Here is a 7735-nt window from a genome sequence, read left to right as displayed (position 1 = left end):
GACACCCGGCACCGGCTTTACTCCGCCCCTATTGAATAACTTGGCACTACATTGCGATTTTCAGAAGTGTGTACATACGGATCAAATGGTTAGGCGCAATCTGGGGGCGTTATCAATGGGGTCATGTTAAAGATGGGCTAGCCGGTCGACCACGCGTCTGTTACCCCCACGTCCGACTCACGCTTGGCGATTTAGTACGCTCAAGCCAGGTACCGGGTCGACATCCGGTAGACATCGCGTTACTCATGAGCAAATTGCATCGATTCTCCGATAACGACAACGACAACGATTGTATAGCCTCCGTACCTGATATCCGGACAGACCCTTGGTGTAGAGGCGGACTTTAAACCCGCCCCTACGTCCGGTGATCACGTCCGATGGCTCTATTCGTTCTTAACTTGTTCGTGACGCGTCATGCGGGGTCACCGTGACTGCAGCATCGCCAGCGGTGCGCCGGATCCCTCGGATCGCAGTTCCAGGGTCGGGCTGCGCGACACGACGAGGGTGAGCGACTGGTCCAACCGGAACGGATAGAGCACGGCCGCAGACGCAAGCCCGGAGACGCTGATGGCGCGGCCGGTGTAGCGGATGGCGGCCTCGATGAGCCAGGCGATCAACGCCTCGTTGGTGATGGCCGTGGGCGGCTTGCGGATCACCCGTCGCCCCTTGTCGACCCGCTCGCAGGTGCCCCAACTCGCCTGGGTCTGGATCACGCGGTTTGCAGCGCGCCGGGTGACTTCACCCTCGCCGTAGGTCTCGGCCAGGCGGCGATGGACCTCGGCGGCAGTGCAATCGCCCTGAATGGTCGTGAGACGGCCCACCAACTCGGCAACCTTGCCGAAGAAGGGATAGGCGGTAATCGCCATCCCCCAGCAGAGGGCCGGGACGGACACCTCGGGGGACTCATGCCAGATGCCGATGCCCCGCTCGGCAAAGGCGACCAACTCGGTGCGTGGGTCCAGCCACATGCCGTTGATGACGCTGCGGGTCTTGGTCCTGGACGGCATCCCCAACCCCGCGGCATCCAACAGCGTCTCGATCGCTTGCGGGTCTTGATCCCCAGCGCGCACCCGGAGTGCGCAAGTCGCCCAGTCGAGCGGAATACATCGATCGAAACCGATCCGGGGCGCGGCGGCCGGAGTGTTGTTCAACGCCCGTCACTCACTTTCACGAAGGGGACGATCAACTCTTCGACCGAGCAGCCGCCGTGCGACACCAGCGCGTCACCGGGCGTGACGAAGGCCGTCCGGCCAGCGGCGAACAACGGCAGGAAGTCCGGAGGCCAAGCCGGAACCTCAAGGCTGAAGGTTCCAGGGCACTGCCCCGCGGACTCGGCCCGTAACAGCGCGCTGCGGTAGACCCGCACCCGTTCGCCGCGAATCTCCGCGATCACCCCCTCATTCGGCCTCCCGATCCCGACGGCTTCGCAATTGCCATGATCGGCGGTCAAGTAGACCTGGAAGCCCTGATCGAGCAACAGCGCAAAGAGCCCGTCGACGAAGCCGGACTCGCACCAACTCGCGATCCGGCTTGCGATCTCCCGCTTGCCCAGAAAAGCCCCATGCACCATTAAATCAATGGTATCGACGACGATCCCCGCCACCTGGATCGCGGGGTTCGCCAGGGCCACCCCCAACGCGTCGAGCTGCTCGACGCAGCGAATGCCCTTGCGGTAGAGCACCTCGCCGGGGCGCAAGCCCTGGTCCTGCCAGAAGCGGGACCACAAGGCCGACTCCCGGTGGGTGGTGTCCAGCGCGTCCGCAAATTCTCGGGGCCGTAACCCGGCGAACAGGGCTTGCCGAGAGACGGCGGTCAAGGTTGGCAGCCAGGCGAAGCAGGCCCCTTCCGCGAATGCGAACTCATGTGGGACAGGCATCTTGCCTGTCTTCCAAGAAGCAGGCTGGAAGCCTGTTCCACATGAAGCAGCAGGCTGGAAGCCTGCCCCACAGTGCTCGCGGATTTCGACCCACTGGTCCAAGGCCAGCCCATCGAACACCAGCAGCGCCACCCGTGGCTCTCCGGCGGTGCGGCGCAGGGCCAGGAAGCGCGGGATCTGGTGCACCATGGCCGGCGCATTCGCCGCCGGCAGAGACGGCAGGTCCGCATAGTGTTCGGTCATCCAGGCCAGCAGACGTTCATCCGCGAGCCGCTGCAACTGCGCAATGTCTGCCTGGAGTCCCTTGGCGCGAACGGTATCAAGGCTGTGGAAGCGGGCGATGGCCTCGCCGAACCGTCGCGCGAAGGCCCCCCAGTCCCGGTGCGTGGCCTCGGTGGTCGGCAGTGTCTCGACCAGGGCTTTCAGGCTGTCCACGACCAGGTTACGCAGTGCTGCCGGATCCTTGACGATCCCAATCGCGATGCTTTTCGAGACATGGGCCGGCAGGTCGGCGGGAAGGTAGTGCACGGCCAGCGGATGCAGGGTCCCGTCCAGGAACATCACATCGACCAGGCCCCGAATATCCGGATGAGCGAAGTCAATCGCGATCCTGACCCCGTGCCCCGGCAGCGTCGCCTCCGCGATGCGTGAGCCGGTGATCCCGAAGTCTTTCAGGTACCGATACCAGGCGTCCTGAACGCATCGCAACGTGCTCGCCTTCGAGGACAACAGTTCGCTGATCGGCAAGCCGGTGAAAGCGTCGTTGGCCCCGATGATCCGGGCCATGTGTTCAATGAGGACCGGGGGCAGTATGAGATCCCGGTGATGCAGCCTCAGCAGTTCCCGCCAGAGGTCGTCGGCGCGGCTGATCAAGTGCGGGGCGAGGCGGAACACATGGGTCAGGATAAAGTCCTTGGTCGCCGCCTCACCGAGCGACCCGGATGCGTGCTTGGTGTGCGCATCGAACAGTGCGTCCAGATGCTCCGCGGCGACTTGCCTGACCACGCCGTAGCTTAAAGAAGGAAACAGGTTCGCCAGGCTCAGGTACACCGTCCGCGCCTGACGCAGATAATCCCAGGGCAGCGCGTCCGGTTCCGCGGAACGCAGATGCAGCACCAGGCTCAAGGCCCGCCCCTCCTCACCGCGGTTCCACGCCTGCCGGTAACGCTCCTCGTACTCGGCCCGAAAGGCAATCGGGTCCTCGAAGGGCAGCACCTCAAACCCCCGGGCGCGTAACCCAGCCAGTATCCGCTCGTCCAGCAGCACCGCGTCGGGGTCCGCCGCGATCCACAAACGGGCCAAGTCGGACGGAAACTCACCGAGGATGCGATCGACCCAGGCGCTCATGGCGGAAACCAGCCCTGCAAAATACCGACGATCCGCTCGAACGAGGGACATTTCCGGAGACCTTTGATGCTGGCCTGCCGACCAATTTCCTCGAAGTCGCGCGATGTGATGGTTCGGCTCAGGACCTTGAGCATCAGGTGCTCGAACAGTTCTTTTGGCTCCTCCTGTTTCAATATCTCCAGCGCCTTGCCCTGCTGTGTAGCGAAGGTACGTAACAGTGAGGCGATCTCGTCCACCGTGACCCCGCAATGCTTTGCGAGTGCCGGCTCGCGGCCTCGATCGTCATCCCGACCAGCAACGCGGGAACCTGCGTAGTCAGGGCTTCCAGCCCTGACAATGTCAGGCCAGGATGGCCTGACTACGTACCCGGTGAGCCCAAGTGGCCGAAACTGTGATCAAGGCCCGGCTCGCAATACCACAGCCAGACCTCGACCTCGGGCACCAATGCGGTAGCGGCACTTCTCCCGGACCAAGAGATGTCATATTGAGCCCAGCAGCCCGGCGGCGAACAACTGTCGCTGGTTTCTTCATTCCAACAACCCGGCAGCGAAAACCACGCCTAAGTCAGGTATACCGTCCCACCTTTTCAATACTGGATGCTTGGGTCCTGGGACGATGTGAGTCCCCTCTTTGTCCCTGGAGAAGCACAAGAGTGGGTCGATTCCGCATTGCTGGACTACCAGAGGCGAATGGGTCGCGAGCAGCATCTGTCCGCCGGGGATGGCTGACAACGAGCGCAGGATAATCTCCAACGCCTTGGGATGGACCCCGTTCTCCGGCTCCTCGACCATGTAGAGCGCGGACTCCGCGGGTAGAAAGGCCGGCAGGGTCAGGGCCAACATCCGCAGGGTGCCGTCGCTCAAGAGCCAACTTGGCACATCCAAGTCGTTGCCGTAGCGAAGCACCAGGAACTCGGCGTTATCTGCCTGGCGCCGGTCCCAACCGATGTTGACCAGATCGGGCAGGGCGTAGCGCAGATGCTCCACCCAGCGCGTAACCGCCGAGTCGGGCTCTGCCCATCGAGGTCGTTTGTTTCTTTTCAGGAGCCGGAGCACTGATCTTGCTTTGGACTCTGCCACGCGCGGCGCTGATTGGCCATCGGTATCGAGTAGTCTACCAACGACCCGGGCCATGTTGGTGCCATCCAGATCCAGGTCAGTGCCTCGGGTTGCTGGGCACGGCAGGCGCATCGCGCGGCTGTTGAGCTGAATATAACGCACCCCGTGCATCAAAAAGCGACGCACCGCGTTGGCCGTCGGGTAGAGTTCCTCGTCGGGTGGCGTCAGGGCCAGGGTCAGCTTATCGAGTCCGAAATTGAAAGAATCCTTATAGGTACCCTTTTCCCGCGAATAATAATCCGTGCCTTTCGCTGTCTTGCCGAGCAAACGCTTCGGCTTGACCGACGCGCTAAAACGTAGCTTGCCGCTCTTGGGCAGCCAGGCACGAGAGTATTGACGCAGTGCCTCATCCTCCACGCAGACCCCGAGTTCGGCGTCTTGACGAATGACGAGGCGATACTGCAAAAGGCTTGAGGATAGGGCCGGCAACTCCGAGGAAAGGTCCAACCAGAGTACAATCTCGACCGAACCACCGCGCCGCATCCAAGTCAGGTCGTTGAAATCCGCGATGCCACGCGACTCAACTGCTGCCCCAGGCCCATGAGCCAGACAATCGCGCACAAAGTCGATCGCATCCAATACGGTGGTCTTGCCGACGCCGTTCGGCCCGACCAACACCTGAAAGCGCGACAACGGCAACGCATCGAGTGATTGAATGCCTTTGAAATTGCGCAGCGTCAACCCGACAATCATATCTTCGACTCCAAGCGAGTCAGCGCCTGGTCGTACCAGAGCAGCAGTTTCTCGTCTTCTTGCAGAGCCTCTTCAGGAATCTTCGCGGCGATGGCAACGATGGCCCGATAGTCCTTGACCGACCAGGCGGCCTTGAAGCCGGCGCGCAGCACCTCCAGCCGGAACTCCTTCAACCGCCGCCCGGTGTGTGCCTGGTAGGTCGCGAACTCCTTGAGGAGCACCTTCTCGCGCTTCTTCTCCAAGTCTTGGGCCTTGTTCGGGTCGGGGACATACCAGCGGTCTTGCGCCTTGGCGACCAGCGCCGGGTGGTCCTTGGCGAGACCGCGCAGGTCTTTGTGGTTGGTCGAGAGATAGGCGTGGATCTGGCTGGGGACCTCGCCCGCGCCGTCGTAGCACAGGAAGCTGTCGTCCAGCAGTTGGCCCAACTCGGGGATGATCTCGCCCTTCTTCTTGGCCGCGCCGATCTGCGGCATGTATTCGGGGAGGATCTCCGAACGGGTCGATGGGCATTTCAACAAGAACTGAGTCAGCCAATCGATGGCGCTGCGCTCGTCCGAAATGAATAATTCGGCTTGTTTGGATTGTGGAATCCGCGACCTGGCCTGTTCATAGGCGACGCGCTGCTCCGGCAGGAACGCCATCCCATCGACCAGATCGAAACGCGCGGCCAATTCGGCAATGAACTCGGGGCTGGATAGGGGCACCATGGCATCATGGCGAATGAACCACGCATCCAGACGGTCCTTGATACGGCGTGGGTCGCGCTCGACATTGTGCATCAGTTCCTGAAAATCGCCCGGTGTCACCTTGACCGCGGGCAACTGCCGCAGATGGGTCCGCACAAAGTCCCAAGCAGAGTCCACCGTGGCGCCGTTGCGGCTGAAACGATCTTCCAGACCGCCATTTGGCTTATAGGCTGAAATCACCAGATCTTGCTTCATTGCCGTCGCTGAAGTCACCTGGCGATAGCTCCCCTGCACCTTGTCCAGGGCCGTCACCTCCGCCACTACGAAGCCCGCCTGCTGCAACGCGACCTGGATCGCGTTCCACACCGCCGCCTTGCTGTTGGAGAAGACCACCGTCATCCAGCGGCCAGGTTTCAGTACCCTGTAATATTCGGCGAAGCAGCGCTGCATCAGATGCTGATATTCCGGCAGGGCCTTGTGCTTGAAGCGGTCGATGATCGCCTCGGGTTGAGCGTCGGTGAAGACACGGTGCCAGGACTCGACCAGGAAATTGAGATCAGCGTAAAAGATGTTCTCGCCGAATGGCGGATCAGTGAAGATATAGTCGATGCTGCTGTCCGGCAAGGGGACATGGGCAGCCGTGCCGGTGCCGACTATTGTTGTAGGGCAGGCTTCCAGCCTGCCCTTTTTGCCTTTCAAGAACAGGCTGGAAGCCTGTTCCACAGAGGAGAAGACCTTCACTAACCTGGCCAATTTGCCATCAAGGATATACCAGGGACTGCATTCGGAGTGCTGCGAGGCAACGTAATAGACACCGTTAAGATACTGATTAACTTGTGAGAAATGTGTCGGCGTGTAACGTGCCAAAATAGACATCCCCCAAATCGCCTGCTCGACGAAGAACAGCAGCATCCCCCGGAGGCGTTCATCGGGATGCGCCTTTGCCTTTCTCCAAAGGACACTCAGCGCTTGCCCGGCACGCGGAAGAAAAAAATGATGCGTATTCGAGAATCCCTTCGGTGCAATTCGCGATCCGTGGTACATGGTTTCAATGGGAAAACGCGCCGTAGGCATCGCTGGCGGCAGCGGCAGGGCCTCGATCCGCTCCAGCACCTCCAGGTCGTGCGCATCCGGCCGCTTCTCGCGGCGCTGTCCCTGTGCGACATAGGAGATCAGCGCCGGCCGAAACTTCACCCGTTGCCAGGGTTCGCCGGTCGCCGGATCGATCCGCGATTCAAGGACGCGCTCCAGCCGATCCTTGTTCAAGTCGGCCCCGCAATGGGGGCAGGGAAAGCTGTCCCGCACCCGTTTGGTCTCGGCATCCAGTGCCTCGGCGATGAAGTCGATCTGTCCGGCGCAGTCAGGACAGGCGAAGACCTCGCTCCAGACGGTATATTCGATTCGCCCCAGTGGGGCAGGCTTCCAGCCTGCGTCTTCCACGAACTTGCCCACGGCAAACCAAGGATAGTCCTGAGGCGCGGTGACAAGCTTGGCGAGCACCGGATTATAAGCAATATATTGTAGCGTAAACCCATAGTCGAGGTCATTGCGGATAATGTGGTCATAGGTTTCGGCCTGCCATACGGCCGACCCCTTCGTGCCCTCGATCTGGTTGATGCGATTGGCGCTAAAGCTCTTGATGCTGTGCATCAGGCTGGACAGGTCCCAATATTCTTCGGTGGGGCAGGCTTCCAGCCTGCTACTATTCAGGTCAGCTTTTTCATGGGGAGGCAGGCTGGAAGCCTGCCCTACAGGGAGGGGCTTGATGATGGCGTGGACATGATCGGGCATGACGACCGCCGCGATGAATAACAACCGCTGTCCATCGAAGTAACGCAGCGCATCAAGCGCGGCCTGCCGTGACTCCGGCGATAAGACGCGGCGCTCGTAAGTATTGAAAGTCAGAAAGTAGAAACTGCCGGGAAGTTGCCAATGAGGCAAGTCCCTTTGGCGTTGGGTGAAGCTATGGATACCTTTGTGACTGGGACTGGGACTGTGGTTGTCAGTGGGGCCGG

The 7735-nt window shown here is 61.1% G+C and carries 5 protein-coding genes; all 5 read right to left on the bottom strand.

The features are described 5' to 3' along the window. Positions 1-422: 422 nt before the first annotated feature. Entirely contained in the window at positions 423-1151 is a 729-nt protein-coding gene (locus QZY03_RS02375; protein WP_295577909.1) for a hypothetical protein, read from the bottom strand. Beyond that, positions 1148-3223 (bottom strand): BREX-3 system phosphatase PglZ, encoded by a 2076-nt coding sequence (gene pglZ, locus QZY03_RS02370; protein WP_295577906.1) that lies wholly within the window; start codon positions 3221-3223, stop codon positions 1148-1150. The genes QZY03_RS02375 and pglZ overlap by 4 nt, the downstream gene beginning before the upstream one ends. Further along, positions 3220-3459: a hypothetical protein gene (locus QZY03_RS02365; RefSeq protein WP_295577904.1), complete on the bottom strand. Its 240-nt coding sequence runs from the start codon at positions 3457-3459 to the stop codon at positions 3220-3222. The genes pglZ and QZY03_RS02365 overlap by 4 nt, the downstream gene beginning before the upstream one ends. Positions 3460-3750: 291 nt before the next feature. Further along, on the bottom strand, positions 3751-5034 hold the full coding sequence (locus tag QZY03_RS02360; RefSeq protein WP_295577901.1) for an AAA family ATPase: 1284 nt from the start codon (positions 5032-5034) through the stop codon (positions 3751-3753). Continuing rightward, a partial coding sequence (locus QZY03_RS02355; protein ID WP_295577899.1) for a transposase occupies positions 5031-7735 on the bottom strand: 2705 nt, incomplete at its 5' end. The genes QZY03_RS02360 and QZY03_RS02355, both read right to left, overlap by 4 nt.

Source organism: uncultured Lamprocystis sp. (genome assembly GCF_903933125.1).
In the GTDB taxonomy this organism is placed as follows: Bacteria; Pseudomonadota; Gammaproteobacteria; order Chromatiales; family Chromatiaceae; genus Thiodictyon.
The sequence above is the reverse complement of the archived record's forward strand: the minus strand, read 5'-3'. Positions and strand labels throughout refer to the sequence as shown.